At 57.8% G+C, this 18,884-nt stretch carries 18 protein-coding genes; 9 read left to right on the plus strand and 9 right to left on the minus strand.

Annotated features, from left to right (window positions below):
- Positions 1 to 55: 55 nt before the first annotated feature.
- Together RUE5091_RS05840 and RUE5091_RS05845 are read right to left on the minus strand one after the other, a co-directional pair.
- The gene (locus tag RUE5091_RS05840) at positions 56 to 1,033 is read right to left on the minus strand and encodes an alpha/beta fold hydrolase (RefSeq protein ID WP_058280949.1); all 978 of its coding nucleotides are present in this window, start codon (positions 1,031 to 1,033) and stop codon (positions 56 to 58) included.
- Positions 1,033 to 1,323: an SCP2 sterol-binding domain-containing protein gene (locus tag RUE5091_RS05845; protein WP_058280950.1), complete on the minus strand. Its 291-nt coding sequence runs from the start codon at positions 1,321 to 1,323 to the stop codon at positions 1,033 to 1,035. Before RUE5091_RS05845 ends, RUE5091_RS05840 begins: the two co-directional genes overlap by 1 nt.
- A gap of 30 nt (positions 1,324 to 1,353) precedes the next feature.
- Between RUE5091_RS05845 and RUE5091_RS05850 the strand changes: the two genes are divergently transcribed.
- The 6 genes from RUE5091_RS05850 (at position 1,354) to RUE5091_RS05875 (ending at position 7,243) form a co-directional block, all read left to right on the plus strand.
- On the plus strand, positions 1,354 to 1,962 hold the full coding sequence (locus RUE5091_RS05850) for a tetratricopeptide repeat protein (RefSeq protein WP_058280951.1): 609 nt from the start codon (positions 1,354 to 1,356) through the stop codon (positions 1,960 to 1,962).
- Positions 1,963 to 1,984: 22 nt separating this feature from the next.
- Positions 1,985 to 4,780, plus strand: a complete 2,796-nt coding sequence (locus RUE5091_RS05855; RefSeq protein WP_058280952.1) for a helicase-related protein — start codon at positions 1,985 to 1,987, stop codon at positions 4,778 to 4,780.
- A gap of 6 nt (positions 4,781 to 4,786) precedes the next feature.
- On the plus strand, positions 4,787 to 5,152 hold the full coding sequence (locus RUE5091_RS05860; protein ID WP_058280953.1) for an RNA-binding S4 domain-containing protein: 366 nt from the start codon (positions 4,787 to 4,789) through the stop codon (positions 5,150 to 5,152).
- Positions 5,153 to 5,218: 66 nt separating this feature from the next.
- On the plus strand, positions 5,219 to 5,557 hold the full coding sequence (gene fdxA / locus RUE5091_RS05865) for a ferredoxin FdxA (RefSeq protein ID WP_037307404.1): 339 nt from the start codon (positions 5,219 to 5,221) through the stop codon (positions 5,555 to 5,557).
- 283 nt (positions 5,558 to 5,840) lie between these two features.
- On the plus strand, positions 5,841 to 6,359 hold the full coding sequence (locus tag RUE5091_RS05870) for a CarD family transcriptional regulator (RefSeq protein WP_058280954.1): 519 nt from the start codon (positions 5,841 to 5,843) through the stop codon (positions 6,357 to 6,359).
- 113 nt (positions 6,360 to 6,472) lie between these two features.
- Positions 6,473 to 7,243 carry a potassium channel family protein gene (locus RUE5091_RS05875; RefSeq protein WP_058280955.1) on the plus strand — a complete coding sequence of 257 codons (771 nt, stop codon included), beginning with the start codon at positions 6,473 to 6,475 and terminating at the stop codon, positions 7,241 to 7,243.
- Here the strand turns inward: RUE5091_RS05875 and cobS are convergent.
- On the minus strand, positions 7,240 to 8,004 hold the full coding sequence (gene cobS, locus RUE5091_RS05880; protein ID WP_058281112.1) for an adenosylcobinamide-GDP ribazoletransferase: 765 nt from the start codon (positions 8,002 to 8,004) through the stop codon (positions 7,240 to 7,242). The two genes, RUE5091_RS05875 and cobS, sit on opposite strands and share 4 nt — an antisense overlap.
- 79 nt (positions 8,005 to 8,083) lie before the next feature.
- Here cobS and cobT point away from each other — a divergent pair, with 79 nt between their 5' ends.
- Positions 8,084 to 9,097 carry a nicotinate-nucleotide--dimethylbenzimidazole phosphoribosyltransferase gene (cobT, locus tag RUE5091_RS05885; protein ID WP_058280956.1) on the plus strand — a complete coding sequence of 338 codons (1,014 nt, stop codon included), beginning with the start codon at positions 8,084 to 8,086 and terminating at the stop codon, positions 9,095 to 9,097.
- Positions 9,098 to 9,125: 28 nt separating this feature from the next.
- Here cobT and RUE5091_RS05890 read toward each other — a convergent pair whose 3' ends face one another.
- Both RUE5091_RS05890 and RUE5091_RS05895 read right to left on the minus strand, forming a co-directional pair.
- On the minus strand, positions 9,126 to 11,006 hold the full coding sequence (locus RUE5091_RS05890; RefSeq protein WP_058280957.1) for a monovalent cation:proton antiporter-2 (CPA2) family protein: 1,881 nt from the start codon (positions 11,004 to 11,006) through the stop codon (positions 9,126 to 9,128).
- A gap of 19 nt (positions 11,007 to 11,025) precedes the next feature.
- A complete protein-coding gene (locus RUE5091_RS05895) occupies positions 11,026 to 11,481 on the minus strand; it encodes an Lrp/AsnC family transcriptional regulator (RefSeq protein WP_058281113.1) in 456 nt (151 codons plus the stop codon).
- A gap of 145 nt (positions 11,482 to 11,626) precedes the next feature.
- Here RUE5091_RS05895 and hppD point away from each other — a divergent pair, with 145 nt between their 5' ends.
- Positions 11,627 to 12,724, plus strand: coding sequence for a 4-hydroxyphenylpyruvate dioxygenase (hppD, locus tag RUE5091_RS05900; protein ID WP_058280958.1), 1,098 nt, complete (start codon positions 11,627 to 11,629; stop codon positions 12,722 to 12,724).
- 40 nt (positions 12,725 to 12,764) lie between these two features.
- Here the strand turns inward: hppD and RUE5091_RS05905 are convergent, their stop codons facing one another.
- On the minus strand, positions 12,765 to 14,597 hold the full coding sequence (locus RUE5091_RS05905; RefSeq protein WP_243470720.1) for a hypothetical protein: 1,833 nt from the start codon (positions 14,595 to 14,597) through the stop codon (positions 12,765 to 12,767).
- A gap of 209 nt (positions 14,598 to 14,806) precedes the next feature.
- Here RUE5091_RS05905 and RUE5091_RS05910 point away from each other — a divergent pair, with 209 nt between their 5' ends.
- Complete coding sequence (locus tag RUE5091_RS05910; protein WP_058280960.1) at positions 14,807 to 15,502, plus strand: SIMPL domain-containing protein; 696 nt, start codon at positions 14,807 to 14,809, stop codon at positions 15,500 to 15,502.
- On the opposite strand, the gene RUE5091_RS05915 is transcribed toward RUE5091_RS05910, so the two are convergent.
- From RUE5091_RS05915 to RUE5091_RS05925, 3 genes are all read right to left on the minus strand, one after another.
- Positions 15,458 to 16,216 (minus strand): GNAT family N-acetyltransferase, encoded by a 759-nt coding sequence (locus RUE5091_RS05915; RefSeq protein WP_058280961.1) that lies wholly within the window; start codon positions 16,214 to 16,216, stop codon positions 15,458 to 15,460. The genes RUE5091_RS05910 and RUE5091_RS05915 overlap by 45 nt on opposite strands.
- A 3-nt stretch (positions 16,217 to 16,219) precedes the next feature.
- Positions 16,220 to 17,512 carry an O-acetylhomoserine aminocarboxypropyltransferase/cysteine synthase family protein gene (locus RUE5091_RS05920; protein ID WP_058280962.1) on the minus strand — a complete coding sequence of 431 codons (1,293 nt, stop codon included), beginning with the start codon at positions 17,510 to 17,512 and terminating at the stop codon, positions 16,220 to 16,222.
- A gap of 72 nt (positions 17,513 to 17,584) precedes the next feature.
- Positions 17,585 to 18,580, minus strand: coding sequence for a GT-B fold glycosyltransferase domain-containing protein (locus tag RUE5091_RS05925; protein ID WP_058280963.1), 996 nt, complete (start codon positions 18,578 to 18,580; stop codon positions 17,585 to 17,587).
- Between the last annotated feature and the right edge of the window lie 304 nt (positions 18,581 to 18,884).

Here is an 18,884-nt window from a genome sequence, read left to right on the forward strand (position 1 = left end):
AAACATCTAGGCGCGGGCGGCCTGGATCACAAGCCGCCTTTGCGTGAGGTTTTCTTTAGCTTGAAAGAGCAGCCGAGGCTGATGCGTCCGATCGGGCGGCCAGAAAATGTACCGCCAACTGATCGAACACAGGGCCGCGTACATTCGGTGCCTCCATCAGTACCTCATGTTCGCCGTCGGGGATTTCGACCAATGTGCCGCTGGGCCAGTCTGCCATTCGCTCCCGGATCGCCTTGCGGTCAACGATTTGCTCGTGACTGCCCAGGAAGGTCAATGCTGGCAAGGTTGGCGCGGTCTGTTCCATCAACCAGGCGCATTCGTCCAGCGCCTCGCGCAGCCAAATGGTTGAAGGCGCGCCAAGGGCCAGTTCGGGATGCACTGCCAGTTGGTCCTTCATCATCTGGTACATCGCCGGATCACGGGTAAGCACGTTGCCGTCAAAGGGTTGTGAGGTGACATAACTTTCCAACGAAGTGGTCGGAGGCGTCTTTTCCCCCAGCCCGATCCTTGGCCCCCAATAGGCCGTCAACCGGCTAAGCGGTTTCATGATTGGCGTGAAAAAAATTCCCCACATCGGGCCGGTAAAGGCACAAGCCGCGAAATCGTCACGCTCCAACACTGCACGCAGACCGATTGCTCCGCCCATCGAGTGACCGATCACGTACCAGGGTTTGGGCAGATCAAGCTTGGCAGCAAGCGCAAGCGTGGCATGCACGTCCTGTTGATAGTCACTGAACTGGTCAACATGACCGACGCGCGGGTCGTCCAGCAGACGATCCGCCAGTCCCTGACCGCGCCAGTCGGCAGCCAGAAATGCAAAGCCACGGCTGGCGAATTCAGCCGCCGTATCGCCGTATTTTTCGATGTATTCGGTTCGGCCGGGGAACATCATCACCGTGCCGTTTGTTTCGCCTTCGGTGCGCCAGTGACCCACACGGATTCGCGTGTTGTCTGTGGTCCTTACCCAATGGGCCGCACCTCCGGCCGGGCCGCCGGCCACGTCTTCAAAGAAAGGGGCCGGCGAGAACTCCATCAGGCCAGCACCGAAGCGAGTTTCATGGCAATACCCATGTCTCCGTCCACGCTCAGCTTGCCCGACATGAACGCACCGGTAGGGTTCAGGTCGCCGCTGAGGATTTGCTCGAACGTATCGGCATCTGCTGACAGGGTGACATCTGCGTCGTCATCGCTGACGCGAGCACCGTCCGCATCCAGCACGATAGCACCCAGATCAGCGATGGCGAACTTGGCCGATGCATCGAAATCGCCGCCGGATAGTTTTTCGTTCAGCGCGGCCGCGGCTTTTTCAAGAATGTCGCTCATGGTGTTCCTCTTATTGTTTCTGCGCCGTGAATGGACATCCCCGGTCGCAACGCTACACTGAACATTGTTATGGGCATTGCAATCATCAATCTCAAACGTACCGTTGCGGCAATTTTTGTCACGGTCATGTTTTCCGCCAGTTCAATGGCGCAAGAAGCGGATTCGCGGGACGAAGTCGTCTTGTTGGCTCAATTGGCGCAATCCACGCCGGAACAAGCGATTGGCATCGACCGGCAGCTCAAGGCGCTGTGGTCGCAATCGGGGTCGGCTTCGGCGGATTTGCTGCTGGAACGCGGGCGTGAGGCGCTAGATGACGGTGACACGCTGACGGCGATTGAGCACCTGACAGCTCTGACCGATCACGCACCCGATTTTGCAGAAGGCTGGAACATGCGCGCCTCAGCGTTTTTTGGCATGGATCGCTTTGGCATGGCCGCAGCCGATCTGGAACACGCGCTGACGCTGAACCCGAATAATTATGAGGCTATTTTCGGGCTGGGCCTGATTTTCGAGATCATCGAACAGCCCGGCAAGGCACTCGATGCCTATGAGCGCGCGCTGGCTATACATCCTCATCATGAAGAAGTAACCAATGCGGTGAATCGACTGAAGCCTCAGGTCGAGGGCTCGACCCTCTAAAGAGCCGGGGCAGGGGGCAAAGGTGAGCGGGTCATCCCGAATCGTGGCTGTACTTGGCCCGACCAACACAGGTAAAACCCATTACGCGATCGAGCGGATGCTGGGGTATCGGACTGGTGTGATCGGTCTGCCACTGCGTCTGCTAGCGCGTGAGGTTTATGACAAGATCGTCGCCATTCGCGGCCCTTCAGTCGTGGCTTTGGTCACGGGCGAGGAACGGATCGTGCCGCCCCGCGCCCAATATTGGGTATGCACGGTCGAGGCGATGCCCGAGGGTATGGGCGCGGATTTCGTGGCGATCGACGAAATCCAGCTATGTGCCGATCCCGAGCGCGGCCATGTCTTCACCGACCGCCTGCTGCGCGCACGTGGTACGAATGAGACGCTGTTTCTGGGCTCGGACACCATGCGCGGTTCCATCGCGGCTTTGGTCCCCGAGGCGCAGTTTGTCCGGCGTGAGCGGATGTCTCAGCTGGTTTATGCAGGTTCGAAAAAGATCAGCCGCATGCCGTCACGCAGCGCGATTGTCGGGTTCTCGGTTGATAACGTCTATGCGATTGCCGAGCTTTTGCGCCGTCAAAAAGGCGGGGCGGCTGTGGTCATGGGTGCGCTTAGCCCGCGCACGCGCAATGCGCAGGTCGATCTGTATCAGAATGGCGAGGTCGACTATCTGGTCGCCACGGATGCCATCGGGATGGGGCTGAACCTGGATGTGAACCACGTTGCGTTCTCTTCTTTAAGCAAATTTGACGGTCGCCGGATGCGGCCCTTGGCCCCGAACGAGCTGGCCCAGATTGCAGGCCGGGCCGGGCGGGGGATGTCGGATGGCACCTTTGGCGTGACGGGCGAGGCCCCGCCACTGGACGAAGGTGTGGCGCAGGCCATCATGGACAGCCGCTTTACGCCGATGAAAAAGCTGAACTGGCGGAATGCCACCCTCAGGTTCGGCTCAATCGACGCACTGATCGACTCGCTTGAGGTCAGCCCAAACGACGAATATCTGATCAAGGCACGGCCCGCAGATGACCTGAATGTGCTGAAATCGCTCTCGCAAGTGACCGAGGTCGCAGCCCGCGCCAGTGACGGCCAATCGATCCGCCTGTTGTGGGATGTCTGCCGAATCCCCGATTTTCGCGGTATCAGCCACGCTGAACACGCCAGCCTGCTCGAAGTGATCTATGGCCACTTGCATGAGCGTGGTTCGATCCCAGATGATTTCATGGCGCGGCAAATCCGCCGGATCGACAGAACCGACGGAGATATCGATGCTTTGTCTAAAAGGTTGGCATATATTCGCACCTGGACATATGTTGCGCAGCGAAACGGATGGGTGCGTGACGAATCACGTTGGCGTGACGAAACGCGCACTGTAGAAGACAGGCTGTCAGACGCATTGCATGATCGTTTGACTCAGAGATTTGTGGACCGGCGCACATCTGTGTTGCTGCGCCGGCTCAAACAGAAGGAGGCCCTTTTGGCCGAAGTAAATGACAAGGGTGAAGTGACCGTCGAAGGCGAATTCGTCGGTCGTCTGGAAGGGTTCCGGTTCACGCCGGACAAAAGCGCGCAAGGAACCGAGGCGAAAGCTTTGAAAACGGCCTCCCTGCAAGCACTCGCGCCGCAATTCCATCTGCGCGCCGATCGCTTCTACAATGCGCCCGATACCGAAATTGATTTCACCGATCAGGGTGGCCTGATGTGGGGCGAATATGCTGTCGGCAAACTGGTTGCCGGGGCTGAACCGCTCAAGCCGACGGTCGAAGTGTTTGTGGATGAGGCCGCAGGGCCAGAGGTTGAGCAGAAAGTGCAGCGCCGTCTGCAGCATTTCATCGACCGCAAGGTTGCAGCGCTGTTTGAACCGCTTCTGAACCTGTCGCGGGACGAGGAGCTGTCGGGTCTGGCCAAAGGCTTCGCCTTCCGCATGGTCGAAGCACTGGGCGTGCTGCCGCGTGCCGGTGTCGCCCAAGAGGTCAAGGATCTGGATCAGGATGCCCGAGGCGCGCTGCGCAAGCACGGCATCCGGTTCGGCCAGTTCACCATCTTCATGCCGCTGTTGTTGAAGCCTGCACCGACTCGTCTGCGTCTGGTTCTGTGGGCTCTGGCTAATGGGCTGCAGGATTTCCCCGAAGCGCCGCCTCCGGGTCTGGTCACCGTGCCGGTCGCCAAGGATGCGCCCGAAGGATACGACACCATGTGCGGCTACCGCGATGCGGGCGAACGCTCCATCCGGATCGACATGCTGGAGCGTCTGGCCGATATGCTACGCGCCGAAGACAGCTGTGGCGGGTTTGAAGCTAAGCCCGATATGCTGTCGATCACCGGTATGACGCTGGAACAGTTCGCGGACCTGATGCAAGGGTTGGGTTATAAGGCCGAGCGCGGCGAACGTGAAAAGGTGAAAGCGGCACCTGCCGAAGCACCTGAAACCAACGCGGTGGAGCAACCGCTTGCCGAAGAAACCTCGGCATCGGAAGCTGCAACCGAAGAGGTCGTCACACCCGCCGAGGCGGTAGCCGAGGCCACTGAAAGCACCGAGGCGCCGGCAGCGGATGAGCCCGAGGTTGAAGTGTTCTACATCTTTACCTGGGGACGTCAGCGTCAGACCAACCGTGCTCCGCGCCGTGAACAGCGGCAAGGACAAGCCAAAGGCAAGCCGCGCGGCAAACCGCAAGATGGTCGTGGCAAGCCTCAGGGCAAAAAGGGTGGCAAACCGCAAGGGGCCAAATCTTTCTCCTCACGACCGCCCAAGAAAGAAAAGGCGATCGACCCCGATAACCCGTTTGCAGCCGCGCTGATGGGTTTGAAAGACGGTAACTAAACGCCGATGGCCGAGGCCAAGCTGCGGATCGACAAATGGTTGTGGCAGGCGCGGTTCTTCAAGACCCGCAGCCTGGCCGCCAAACAGGTCAGCAGCGGCCATGTTCGGCTGAACGGAAACCGGGTTCTGAAGCCAGCGCAGGCCGTTGGGCTCGGTGATGTTCTGACCTTTCCGCAGGGGCGGGTTGTCCGGGTTGTCCGGGTTGAAAAACTAGGTGAACGCCGCGGTCCGGCACCCGAAGCGCAAACGTTGTACCTCGATATGACGGAAAAGAAGGACGCGCCACCCAGAAACCCCGGATTCGAGGGAAAAGGTCGTCCGACCAAGAAAGATCGGCGCGCGCTTGATCTTTCTCGTACTAAAGAGGGCTGATCCGCCCTTGAAGACGGTATAATAGTGGATTAGCTAAACGCCCAAACCGCAAATGGGATTCCCACAATGACCTATGTTGTCACCGAAAACTGCATCGCCTGCAAATACACCGATTGCGTCGAAGTATGCCCGGTGGACTGTTTCTATGAAGGCGAGAATACATTGGTCATTCACCCCGACGAATGCATCGATTGCGGTGTGTGTGAACCTGAATGCCCAGCTGACGCCATCCGCCCCGATACTGAGCCAGGGATGGATCAGTGGGTCGAATTCAACCGTAAATTCTCGGAACAATGGCCGGTGATCGTGACCAAGAAAGATCCGCTGCCCGAGGCCGAAGAACGCGACGGTGAAGAGGGCAAGATGGAGAAGTATTTCTCGGAAGCGCCCGGCGAAGGTGGCTAAGCGATTCGCTCTCTGAACTTGTCGGTTCAGGTGTAAAAGCAGGTTGCAACGCATTGGAACTTATACGGATTCACGGCCGTTTTGGGGCGTGACCTTTCAGGCGTCGTAATTTTGTGATATAATCGGAAGCTGAATGATGAATGAGATGGGGATGTACTCCGTAAGTATGATTGCTTTGGAGTTCTAATTTTTTGCCAAACAAGTCGCCTGACGGGGCCAGGAAAGGCTCCGGCAAGGTTGTTTTGTTGTCCGTATCTCGCTCTGTAACCAAGGATGAACCTGTATGTCTAAGTCGAAAAAGCTTGAGTTCCGCCCGAATGACTATGTCGTCTACCCTGCGCATGGCGTGGGTCAGATCATCTCGATCGAAGAACAAGAAGTCGCGGGATATTCGCTTGAGCTGTTCGTCATCTCCTTTGAAAAAGACAAGATGACCTTGCGGGTGCCGACCAACAAAGTCACTGAGTCCGGATTGCGTTCGCTCAGCTCGCCCGATGTCATCAGTCAGGCAATGAAAACGCTGAAGGGCAAGGCCAAGGTGAAACGTGCCATGTGGTCCCGCCGGGCGCAGGAATATGAGCAAAAGATCAATTCAGGCGATCTGATTTCGATTGCCGAGGTGGTTCGCGATCTGCACCGCACCGACGATCAGCGTGAGCAGAGCTATTCCGAACGTCAGCTGTATGAAGCCGCGCTCGAGCGTCTGACCCGTGAAGTGGCTGCCGTGTCCGGTGCGGGCGAGGTTTCAGCCGCAAAGCAGGTCGATGAGGTTCTGACTTCGCGCGCTGCTGCTGCTGCCTGATCGCGGGCATTCCTGAATTTGGGGCCGCTCCTGAAAGGGGGCGGCCTTTTTCGTGTCTGGTCTTGGTGAATTCGGCATTTGCCGCTAATTTTCCAATAGTCAGAGGCGGATACATGACCAGGATAAAGCAAACCGTTAAGTTTTTGTACATTGCACATGACCCGGTGTCGGTCTGGTTCCGCTATTGTTTGATCCTGTTTGACGCCGTGTCGATCGTGTTTTTCGTGTCTACGGCGAATGTGCCTCATGGGCCGGGGATCACACTAGCCAGCCTGTGTGTCGGGTTTCTGATTCTGCTGGATTTCCTTGCCCGTCTGTGGATTGCGAAAGACCGCTGGAAGCTGCTGCGCAAGATTTACACCTTGGCCGATATCGTAGTGATCGCCTCGCTACTGCTGGAGCCGTTCTTGCCGGGAAACCTGGCCTTCGTGCGAATTCTACGCGCCCTGCGCCTGATCCATTCCTACCACCTGCTGCGGGATTTGCGGCGTGACAGTCAGTTTTTCCGAACGCATGAGGACGCGGTCATCGCGGCGATCAATCTGCTGGTGTTTGTGTTCGCGACCTCGACGGCGGTTCTGGTGTTCTTTATCCCCGACAGCAGCCCGCACGCCTATATCGACGCGCTTTATTTCACCATGGCGACGCTGACTACGACCGGGTTTGGCGACATCACCCTGGCGACGCCGGCGGGCAAGTTGTTCTCAGTATTCATAATGATTGTGGGCGTAGCGCTGTTCGTGCGTCTGGCACAGGCGATCTTCATGCCGCAGAAAGTGCGCCACAAATGCCCCAGCTGCGGTCTTTACCGGCATGATCCGGATGCCGTGCATTGTAAGCACTGCGGTGAAACCCTGAGGATCGAAACCGGCGGCACGGCTTAGAGGGCGGCGGCCGCAGCGGTTAGGAATGCCAGCTCAGCCAGTTGCTGAGAAGCCCCCAGAATATCGCCGGACTGACCGCCGATTTTGGCTTTTGCGATTCCGGCAAGCACAATGACGGCCAGCGCGGCCACGAGAAGGGGCAGGGCGACCGCGGTTCCCATCAAAAGCACCGCGCACAGCACAGCCAATCCAAAACCCGCCAAAACCGTTGCAACCCGCGGCGCTCCGACCGAGTGGCTCAGCCCGTTTTTGCGCGCATGGGGCAGGGCGTTCATCAGAACCGGCATGACCGCGCGGGACAGGATGCAGGCGACGAGGATTACACCATAGGCCCCGGCCATCAGTAAGGTTGCGATCAAAGCGACGCGCATCAACTGCGCGAAGATCAGCGCCAGCACACCATAGGTGCCGATATGGCTATCCTTCATGATTTCCAAGCGGCGTTCCTGGGTGAAACCACCCCAAAGCCCGTCCACGGTATCGGCCAGACCGTCTTCGTGCATCGCGCCGGTAGTCACGATCAGAACCGCAACCAGAATGACGGCGCTGACCGCTGCGGGCAGGTTCACGGCCATTGCAGCCCAGCCCGCCACACAGGCCAGCAGCCCGATGATTAGACCAGCGACGGGAAATGCCCAAGCGGCATCGGCCTGCCGGGCAAAAGTTTTTTCCGGCAGGCGCGGCAGCGGCAGGCGGGTCAGCAGGACCAACGCCAGTGGTATATCCCACACGGAAAACAGCTTGGTGTCGTTTTTGTGCACTCCCGCGCCTTTCGGGGTCTTGTTGGATTGGACGCTTCGGTTAAACACACAGGACCACTCTGATGCAACGAGGCTTTGGATGCTGCCCGAACTTAATGACCTGAAAACTCTCCGCGATGCCCTGAGCCGGGCACCGGGTCCGGACAATGCCGCACTGCAGGGCGCGGCTGATCGCAACGGACAGCTGACCAAACCGCCCGGAGCACTGGGGCGGCTTGAAGATCTTGTAATCTGGTATGCCGCGTGGCGTGGGGATTCTCGCCCGCAAATCTCGGCACCGCAGGTTATTGTGTTTGCTGGCAATCATGGGGTTACTGCGCAGGGTGTGTCTGCCTTTCCGCCCGATGTGACCGTGCAGATGGTCATGAACTTTGAACATGGTGGTGCGGCGATCAACCAATTGGCCAAGGCCGCCGGGGCCACGATGGATGTGCATGCTCTGGAACTGGACCGGCCAACGGCGGATTTCACTGCAGGCCCGGCGATGACCGAGGATGAACTGTTGCAGGCCTTGCGTACCGGCTGGGAGGCCGTCGACCCCAAGGCCGACCTGTTGGTGGTTGGAGAAATGGGCATTGGAAACACCACCCCGGCGGCTGCAATCGCTTGCGCCTTGTTCGGTGGGAAAGCCGCGGATTGGACCGGGCGCGGCACCGGTGTAGATGACGCAGGGCTTGCGAATAAAACCCGTGTGGTGGCCGAAGGTGTGGCTTTGCATGGCGACTCGGGCGACGGGCTGGAAATCCTAGGCCGTTTGGGCGGGCGTGAAATCGCAGCTATGGCGGGCGCCATCGCAGCGGCCCGTGTTCTGCGCATCCCTGTCATTCTGGATGGCTTCATCTGCGCGGCTGCGGCGGCCTGCTTGGCCGATGTGTCCGCTGGGGCCCTTGATCACACCGTAGCAGGTCATCAAAGTGCTGAAAGTGCGCACGGGGCCGTATTGGACAAACTGGGCAAACAACCACTACTGAACCTTGGGCTGCGCCTGGGCGAGGGATCGGGCGGTGCGCTGGCGATCAATATCCTCAAAAGCGCGGTTGCTTGTCATTCAGGCATGGCAACCTTTGCCGAGGCCGGAGTGTCCGGCGGCTGACTCTGACGGCCTGATCCGACTGCCTGGATCAGGCCGATTTCTGAGCGTGTTTTTCAGCCAGTTCCAGCAGTTCAGTTTCCAGGTCTTTCTCGAATTGCTGCGCACGCTCGATGTATTTCTTGTTTTCCGCCGTTGGCATACCGGGAATCCAAAGCTCGGCCAGATCCCGGATCGAGGCGCGGTCGTGGTGGTAAAAGGTCTGTTCGGCCTGCGCAGCCTCATATTCGCTGAGCCCGATATTCTCGAGCACATAGCGTCCAGCACGCAGTGAACTGTCAAACATCTCGCGCACGATGTCATTCGCGCCTGCCTGATACAGCTCGTATACGTGGGTGCGATCATGGGCTCGGGCAATGATGTGCAAATCCGGGCGCTGACGCCGTGCAAAACTGACCAGACGGGTCACAGTCTTGCGGTCATCCATTGCCGCAACAAGAACAGCGGCTTTCTCAAGCCCTGCGGCGCGCAGCAACTCGGGGCGTGTCGGATCACCCAAGAACCCTTTGACCCCAAAGCGGCGCATCAACTGGATGGTCTCGATATCATGATCCAGAACGATGGTCTTGAACCCGCTGGCTCGCACCAGCCGGTTCACGATCTGCCCAAAACGTCCAATACCGGCGATGATCACTGGGCCTTTCTCGTCGATCTCGTCGGGTTCGACCTGCGGGGCGTTATCCCTGATCCGACGGGACATAAGGTCGTAGATGATGAACAACAGCGGGGTGATCAGCATGGTCAGGGCGATGATCATTAACAGTTTCTGCGACAAGTCAGGTGGGATGACGTTCTGCTGCGTGGAAAAGGCCAGCAGGACAAATCCGAACTCACCCGCCTGCGCCAGACCCAGCGTGAACAGCCAGTGATCACGCCCGCGCAGCTTGAAGGCGCGCCCGACCAAATACAGGATAGCCCCCTTTGTCAGAATGACCAGCAGCGCCAGTCCGATCAGTTCAAGCGGGTCGTTGAAGAAATAGGCGACGTCAATTCCGGCACCAACGGTGATGAAGAAGAGACCCAGGAACAGACCCTTGAAGGGCTCAAGGTCGCTTTCCATCTCATGCCGGAATTCCGAACTGGCCAGAACAACACCCGCTAGAAACGCACCCAAGGCGGGGGACAGGCCAACAAGAGTCATCAGGAAGGAGATTCCCACGACGATCATCAACGCCAGCGCGGTATACATCTCGCGCAGGCGGGTAGCGTGTATGAACCGGAATAGGGGACGCGTCAGGTACACGCCCGCAAGGATCACAAAGGCGATGGCGCCAAGGGTGACCAATGTGACCGCCCAACCGGGCAGGCCCTCGACCAAAGACAGGCTGTGATGGGCGCTATCGTGAAGTTCCGTTACTCCGCGGTCAATTGACCCGTCGCTTTCAAGATGGGGCATGGCAGGCAACGCCAGCAGCGGCAATAAGGCCAGAATGGGGATCACCGCGATGTCCTGCGTCAGCAGCACGGAAAACGTGGCACGGCCTCCGTTTGTCTGCATCAGCCCTTTTTCCGATAGCGTTTGCAGCACAATCGCGGTCGAGGACAGAGACAAAGTCAGACCAACTGCCAGCGCTACCGACCACGGGTGGTTTGCATACATGGCCACAACGGCGATGGCGGCAGTCGACAAACCAACCTGCAGGCCACCCAACCCCAAAAGCCTGTCCCGCATATCCCACAATGCGCGGGGTTCAAGCTCAAGCCCGATCAGGAACAGCATCATGACCACGCCGAACTCGGCTACATGCTGCAGGCTTTCAGCTTCAGCGCCGACCAGTCCGAATACAGGTCCAATGACGATGCCGGCTGCCAGATATCCCAGCACGGACCCCAGTCCCAGACGGGCCGATAACGGCACGGCGATCACGGCGGCTGCCAGATAGATCGAAGCCTGGTAGAGGAAGTCGTCCATGTTTGTCCTTTCGGTCTGGTCAGGTGGGTAAAGGGGCGTCGCGTTTAAGCTGGTCCATCACGATCTGGCTTTGGACCCGCGCCACGGCAGGATGCGGCAGTATGACCTGGTGAAGCAAGCGGTTGAGCGCGGCCAGATCGTCGCAATAGACATGCAACAGGTAATCTGCCTCGCCGGTCATCGTCCAGGCGCTGGTGATCTCAGGTCGTGTGTCTACCATGCGGGCAAAGCTTTGGGATTGTTCGGGGCCGTGGGTACCCAGATGCACCTGAACGAAACCCTGAACATGCAGGCCAAGTTTTAACGGATCCAACCGCGCGGCATACCCAGTGATATACCCTTCGGCTTCCAGACGTTGCCGCCGCCGCCCGGCTTGACTGGGCGACAGGTTCAGCATTTCGCCCAGTTGATGTGCGGTCAGATGGGCATCCACCTGCAAGGCGGATAACAGGCGCATGTCGGTGGAATCCAGCATATGCGGATTTTCTCCATAAATTGATGCAACCATGCGGGTTTTGCGCGTTCTAACCCAGTTTACACGAAAACTATGCGCAGAAACAGCGCCAGTTAAGGAGTATTTTGGAATCAGCAAAGAAATTCCTGTTTTAAGGAGACGCGCCATGGGTCCTTTCCCCCACAACGCCCCGAAATCTGAAATCAGTAAAGAAAACCCGGTCGGTACGGACGGGTTTGAATTTGTAGAGTTTGCCCATCCGAACCCGCAGGAATTGCGCGAACTGTTCGCCAGGATGGGTTACGAAATGGTCGGTTGCCACAAGGACAAGCCCACGGTCGAGCTGTGGCAGCAGGGCGACGTGACTTACATCCTCAATGCTGATCCTGAAAGTTTCGCCGCCCGGTTTGCTGACGAACATGGCCCCTGTGCCTCGGCAATGGGCTGGCGTGTTGCAGATGCGCAGAAAGCCTATGAGCACGCAGTGGCCAAAGGGGCAGAGCCTTATGACGCAGCGGACAAGGTGATGGATGTTCCTGCGATTAAGGGGATCGGTGGTTCGTTGATCTATTTCATCGATCAGTACCACGACACCTCGCCCTATAATCAAGAATTCACCTGGACCACCCAGTCCAAGCCGCGCGGTGACGGGTTCTATTACCTCGATCATCTGACCCACAATGTCTATCGCGGGAATATGGATAAGTGGTTCAGATTTTATGAAAGCCTGTTCAACTTTCGCGAAATCCGGTTTTTCGACATTCAGGGCAAGCACACCGGTCTTTTCAGTCGCGCTCTGACTTCGCCTTGCGGACGAATCCGCATTCCGATCAACGAAGATCGTGGCGAAACCGGGCAGATCGTATCCTACCTAAACAAATATAAAGGTGAGGGGATACAGCATATCGCGGTGGGCAGCGAAGATATCTATGCCTCAACCGATGCGATTGCCAAGAAGGGTTTGAAATTCATGCCCGGCCCGAACAAGGCCTATTATGAGATGTCCAGGGACCGGGTTGTCGACCATGACGAGCCGCTGGATCGCATGATGAAGCACGGTATCCTGATCGACGGAGAAGGCGTTCTGGATGGTGGCGAGACCCGAATCCTGCTGCAAATTTTCTCGAAAACCGTGATTGGCCCGATCTTTTTTGAGTTTATTCAGCGTAAGGGCGACGATGGGTTCGGCGAGGGGAACTTTCAGGCTTTGTTCGAATCCATCGAGCGCGAGCAGATCGAAAGTGGTGAAATTTCAGCTGTTTGAACCTATAGGTTAAAGCATATTGCGGGCGTTCGCGCCCGCATTAGCTGCGCGGCATCTTCAGGGTCAGGTTCCGACCTTTTTTCTGATAGCGCAGTTCACTGTCGCCAATTGCAACGACCTTTCCACCGTCCACCCTGTCGCCAACTTTCAGTTTTTTGTAGCGACCGCTGGGCAAACGCACCAGTGCACGACGATTGGCGGGTGTACCGTAAACCCCGATCAGATTCAGTTTGCGCAAGTTCAGCGCGTTGTCGATCGTCGCCTGCCGCGCGACAGAAGCCGCAGACGGAATTTTGGGCGCAACGGTTCTGGGCTGGAAAGACCCGGCCTCGGCTTGACTAATTGCAGCGGTCGAACCCAGATTGGCGGTTTGCGTCCCGGTAGACGGTGCAAGACCCGCCGGGCGGGTTTTCGGGCGCGGCACGCGCACCACCGCCAGCGCGGTGGGGGTATAGTCAATCTGCGGCTGTTGTTGCAGTGAGGCAGGACGCAGTTTGGGACGCCGTCCGGCCAGTTCCTCTAGCGTACGACCCCCCAATTGTTGACGTTCGAACTGCTCGATCAAATTGTCAGGGCGGGGCTTGGGGCGCAGCCCGGCCAGCCTGTCGGGGGTTTCCTCTAAGGTCGGTTCCTCTTCGAACCGGACGGGAGGTTCGGGCGGCGTTTTCGATGGCCGTCCGAGATAGACGACTACTCCGTCGGGGTTCAATGTTCCTTCGACGCTGGGTGTAACCAGGCCGCGATCATCCAGTTCGAACTGGGTGTCGACAACGCTTGGCAGAGCGATCGGTTCGATGGGCGTGTCGGTGGCAAAGCTCTGCACTTGGGGGAGGGCAACCGCGTCGGTGGAAAGCTTGGAATTGTCCACAGATGCCAGGTACAGTTCTTCCAGCGGGGGCAAAGCCTGCGGTACCAGCGGATCGGGTGCGACGACCTCTATGCCGGGTTGGATGGAGAGGCCTTCAGGTTCCGGGTCGCGGGCAACTTCGCCCACGACCGTTGGCACCACATTCAACGCTTCGAGAATTGCGGTGTCTGTGGGCGAAAGCTCAGATTCGATATCGTCGGTTTGGGTTGCCGGTTCCTGTTCGGGAACGGTGATGTCCGGATCAAGCTCTACCGTTTCAGGCTCAGTCGGTGATTCCGGTGTGTCGCTGGCCTGAAGCGTGGGCGTAGGCGTGGTGTTCGCGATCTGGGCCGTGTCTGGATCAGGTTTCTGCGCGTCGTCCGATCCGGTCAGCGCCCATACACCCAAAACTGTCACTATCCCCAGTGCGGCCACCGCCGGAATAGCGTATCGTTTTTCAATTAGGTCACTAGGTATTCTACTGGGTGCTGAGGCCGTCGGTGCGGATCGGAACACGTCCGGGGCCGCGTCCTCAGCGATAGGGTGAACATTTGGTATTGCCGTGTCTGATTGATTCTGGCCTTTGGCCCTAGACGCAGGAGACACAGCTTCTGACGGCTCAAACAATGGCTCGGTGGGGAAAGTGCTTGGATCGGTATCCGTGGTGAACTGAACCGGTATGAACCCGTGTTCGGTTGCAAAGTTGCGCGCTTCATCCAGTGTCTGCCGCGTCACAGCGGCTACATAAGTGGTGGAACCGACCGTTGCGGTGTCAAAGACCAAATCTTCGACGGCATAGGGTGTATCCTCGGCCAGCCTTTGCTTGGCGTTGTCTTCACGAGTTTGGTCATCCGATTTTACAGACAGAAACCGTATCTGCTCGGTCGGGATTACAACCTTGCAATTCAGGTTGTTTTCCAGCGCAAATGCTTTTTCCTGAAGGTCGCGAAGCTGTGCATTCAGATCCGACGCGTCGAGCGCAACCTCACCAATGCAGAACCAATCGTCATCGGATCGGTGGTGCACAGATATTCCGGTTGCAGAAAAAGACAGCGCAAAGGCGGGTTTCATATTCCCGAGGAACCATAATTGTCAGCATCAATGCAAACGGGTTTCCGTCCGCAGGCTGACATTAAAGCAGGATCTCGCCGAGGGAAAGAAAAAGCCAGTACTTCCCCTTGTCTGACAAACCCCGTCGACCCCATCTTGGTAGAGAAGAAATTGGAGGGAAGACCTTGAAGAAAATCGCTTTTCTGGCCGCGATGCTGGCCGTAGCGGCCGCAGGAATGGCCCATGCGGAAGAACGTCGCATCACCGTGGATGCAACCGGCACCGTGCAGGCTGCCCCGGATATGGCAACCATCGCTTTGGGTGTCACTAACGAAGACCCGCAGGCGTCAAATGCGATGCAGGCTACGTCTGATGCGGTGGCACAGATTCTGAAACGGCTTGAAGACATGGGAGTCGAATCCCGTGACGTTCAGACCCGTGATCTGTCGCTGTCGCCGGTCTGGTCCGGACGGAACAATCAAAGTGGTGAGCGGCCCGAAATTTCCGGCTTTGTCGCTTCGAACAATGTTCAGGTCCGTGTCCGCGATCTGACCCAGTTGGGCACGATCATGGATGCGGTCATTCAGGACGGTGCCAACAATTTTGGTGGGCTGAGCTTTGGTGTGCAGGAACCAACTCCGTTGCAGGCACAGGCGCGGGCTGAGGCTGTTGCGGAAGCGACTGCAAAGGCGGAACAGTTGGCACAGGCGGCCAATGTGACGCTGGGCCCGGTTCAGCACATTAGCGAGCAGGTCCGAGGCCTCAGTCCTGCGCCACAATTGCGCGCGATGGCTATGGCCGAAGGGGGCGGCGTGCCGGTTGCTGGGGGTGAGATTTCAGTCTCGGTCAGCGTGTCGATGGAATTCGGGATGACCGAGTGAGCCTTTGTTCTGACTGCTGGCCTTCAGCGATTGCCGTTGTTGGCCCGTCTGGTCGAAATTGTCCGGCGACAGCCACTCTTCAAACGCGGTTTTAATCCGTGGCCATTCACTGTCCAGGATCGAATACCAGGCGGTATCCCGGTTCCGACCCTTATAGTGGGTGGCCTGCCGAAAGATGCCCTCGAAGGTAAAGCCCAGACGCTCGGCCGCGCGGCAGGATGCGGCGTTCAGGGCGTCGCATTTCCATTCATAGCGGCGATAGCCCAACTCGTCGAAGACACGGCGCATCATCAGGTAAATGGTCTCGGTCGATTGCGGACTGCGCTGCAAGAGGGGTGAAAAGTGGATATGGCCGATCTCGATCACACCCGCCGCCGGTGCGATCCGTAGGAATGAGGCCATGCCGACCGGCGTTTCATCTTCGTCCAGCACCGTGTGAAACATCGGATCGGCGTCCATGCACGTGGCGCGGGTCCAATCCTCGAATTCCTGTTCACTACCGAACGGCCCGTAGGGCAGGTAGGTCCAGTTGCTACCATCGGTATCGTGGGCAAACGCCCGGTAAAGCCCGGGCGAATGTCGGTTCACATCAAGCGGCACGACAGAACAATACCGGCCCTCCATCGGTGTATAGGGCGGCGTCGGACGCGGAAAATGGTCTGATACTGGCAGACCGATGGGTTGGCCCAGATCATTGGTATCGTGCTCGCTCATGACTTAGGCCGTGGCTTTGGACAGCGCCTGATCCAGATCGGCGATCAGGTCGTCTGCGTCTTCGATGCCGATGGACACGCGAACAACGCCGGGGCCTGCGCCTGCGGCCTCTTGCTGTTCGGGCGTCAGTTGGCGGTGTGTGGTCGAGGCCGAGTGAATGATCAGCGACCGCGCATCGCCCAGATTGGCAACGTGGCTGAAAATCTCAAGCGAGTTCACCAGTTTGACGCAGGCGTCATAGCCACCTTTGATCGCAAAGGTGAACAGCGCACCGGCACCCTTCTTGTAGTGGGCTTTCACCCGGTCATAGTAGGGCGAAGAGGGCAGGCCTGCATAGGTCACATAATCCACACGGTCGTCGGATTCGAGCCAGGCGGCGATCTTCTGAGCGTTCTCCACGTGGCGCTCCATCCGCAGAGACAGGGTTTCGACCCCCATCAGCGTGTAATGCGCAGCTTGCGGATTCATGGTCATGCCCAGATCTCGCAGACCGATGGCAATGCCGTGGAAGGTGAAGGCTAGCGGGCCAAAGGTCTCGTGAAACTTAAGACCATGATAGGCTTGTTCCGGCTGGCTGAGCGAAGGGAACTTGTCATTTGCAGACCAGTCGAACTTGCCCGAATCCACGATGCAGCCACCGGTGACCGTGCCGTTGCCTGTCAGGTATTTGGTGGTCGAATGCACCACCAGCGTCGCGCCCTGTTCAATAGGGCGGCACAAATACGGCGTGGCCGAAGTGTTGTCGACGATCAGCGGGATACCTGCTGCATCTGCAATATCAGCCATCGCACGGATATCGGTGACATAACCGCCCGGGTTGGCGACTGATTCACAGAATATCGCGCGGGTGTTCTCGTCGATGGCACCTTTCACGGCGTCCAGATCGTCGGTGTCGACGAATTTTGCTGACCAGCCAAACCGTTTGATTGTCTGGCTGAACTGCGTGACCGTGCCGCCATACAGGCGCGTCGAGGACACCACGTTGCAACCCGGACCCATCAACGGGAACAGCGCCATGATTTGCGCCGCGTGGCCCGACGAACAGCAAACCGCACCGACGCCGCCCTCAAGCGTGGCGATACGTTCTTGCAGAACAGCCACAGTGGGGTTGGTTAGGCGGGAATAGATGAAGCCAACCTCTTGCAGGTTGAACAGGGCGGCCGCGTGGTCCGCATCACGGAACACATAAGCCGTTGTTTGATAAATCGGAGTCTGACGCGCACCTGTTGCCGGATCAGGCCGTGCGCCCGCGTGAATCTGAAGTGTGTCAAAACCGTAAGTAGGGCCGTCAGACATCGTCAAAATCTCCTGTTGGAATGTTTGTTGCAGAATCTCTAGGCGATTGAGAGCGCGCGCACAACAATCCTGTCAGCGCATCCACAGGCCCTTGTTCTTGATCGTATTGCGAATGGCCTGCTCGCGCTGGGGCAGGTTTTCGCGGTCGAACAGGTCCCGGATCTTGTGGCCCTTGCGTTGCAGAACCAGCTTTTTGATCGGGTCATAGCCCTTGAGCACTTTCTTGACCCGGTTGGGGGCCGCGACGGTTTCCAGCACCTCGATCGCATGGTCGCTTTCGCGGGCATAGAGCAGGGGAAACAGTCGATAGTGGCAACTGACCGACCCGTCCAACAAGCCCGAGGGCAGGGCATCCCGCCCGCCACCGAATGAATGGACAACCAATGGTAGTGCGGCCTGATCCAGCCAGGGGTCAAGGTTCTGTCCGGCCAGTTCGGGAATTTTTCCATCCCGGATCGTGCGGGCATAGTCCAGAAAGCGTTCGCCGAACTGGCGCGGGCAGGAATAATAAAAATAGCCCGCGTTGAAATATAAATACCGTCGCCAGTAGTCCACGGGCTTGCTGGTATCCAATGAGCTTTCAAAGTCTAGCTCGAACCGGCGATAGAGTGCGCTCCAGATACCATCGAATCCTGGGCCGTAGAGAGTAGGCTTCGGCCAGGTTCCTTCGACCTTTTGCGACGCACTGGGCCGATCAAAATCAAAAGGCACCGAGGTCAGATCACCGGTGATCAGTGTATCACTGTCAAAAAATACAAAAGGCTCAGCTTCGGGCAGGGCCAGCAGCGCTTCGATCTTGTTGCCGTAGGGATAGCTGTTGCCGAAGACATGGTTGTCGAAGGGCAAAATTTCAGCATCCAGTTGCCGCAGTGCCTTCAACACGTCCTCGTTCCGGATGCTCGGGTCCTGCGACCAGCGCGGGCCGGGCTGCGGGACAGCCACAAACAGCCGACCCGCAAAATTAGGTGAGCTATGGCGCAACGACGCGGCAAACAGCAGCGCCTCATATTGCAGACGATTGTTTTGCCCAATGATGACGATGTTGAACTTCGGGGGGCTGGCCTGCATCGGGTGACTTTCGGGTAATTGGCCGTTAACCGGCACTGCTCGGGTTGAGTTTGACCTACATTACGCAGCCGAGTCCGTCAAAACCAGATGCGGAAAAAGTCAGAAATCAAGGCTGCGGCTTGTCCCGCGCACCCTTTGTTCGGGCACTTCAGGGCCGTCGATTGCCAGAAAAACAGGTGGATTAATCAGGGGAATCAATAAATTTTTCCTGTTTTTCATAGTATTGATGATTTTCTAAATTTTACCAATTGATAAAAAATCAGATTGTGGCAAGCTGAGATCATAACGAACATATCTACAGGGA

The sequence above is a fragment of the Ruegeria denitrificans genome (assembly GCF_001458295.1).
Classification (GTDB): domain Bacteria; phylum Pseudomonadota; class Alphaproteobacteria; order Rhodobacterales; family Rhodobacteraceae; genus Ruegeria; species Ruegeria denitrificans.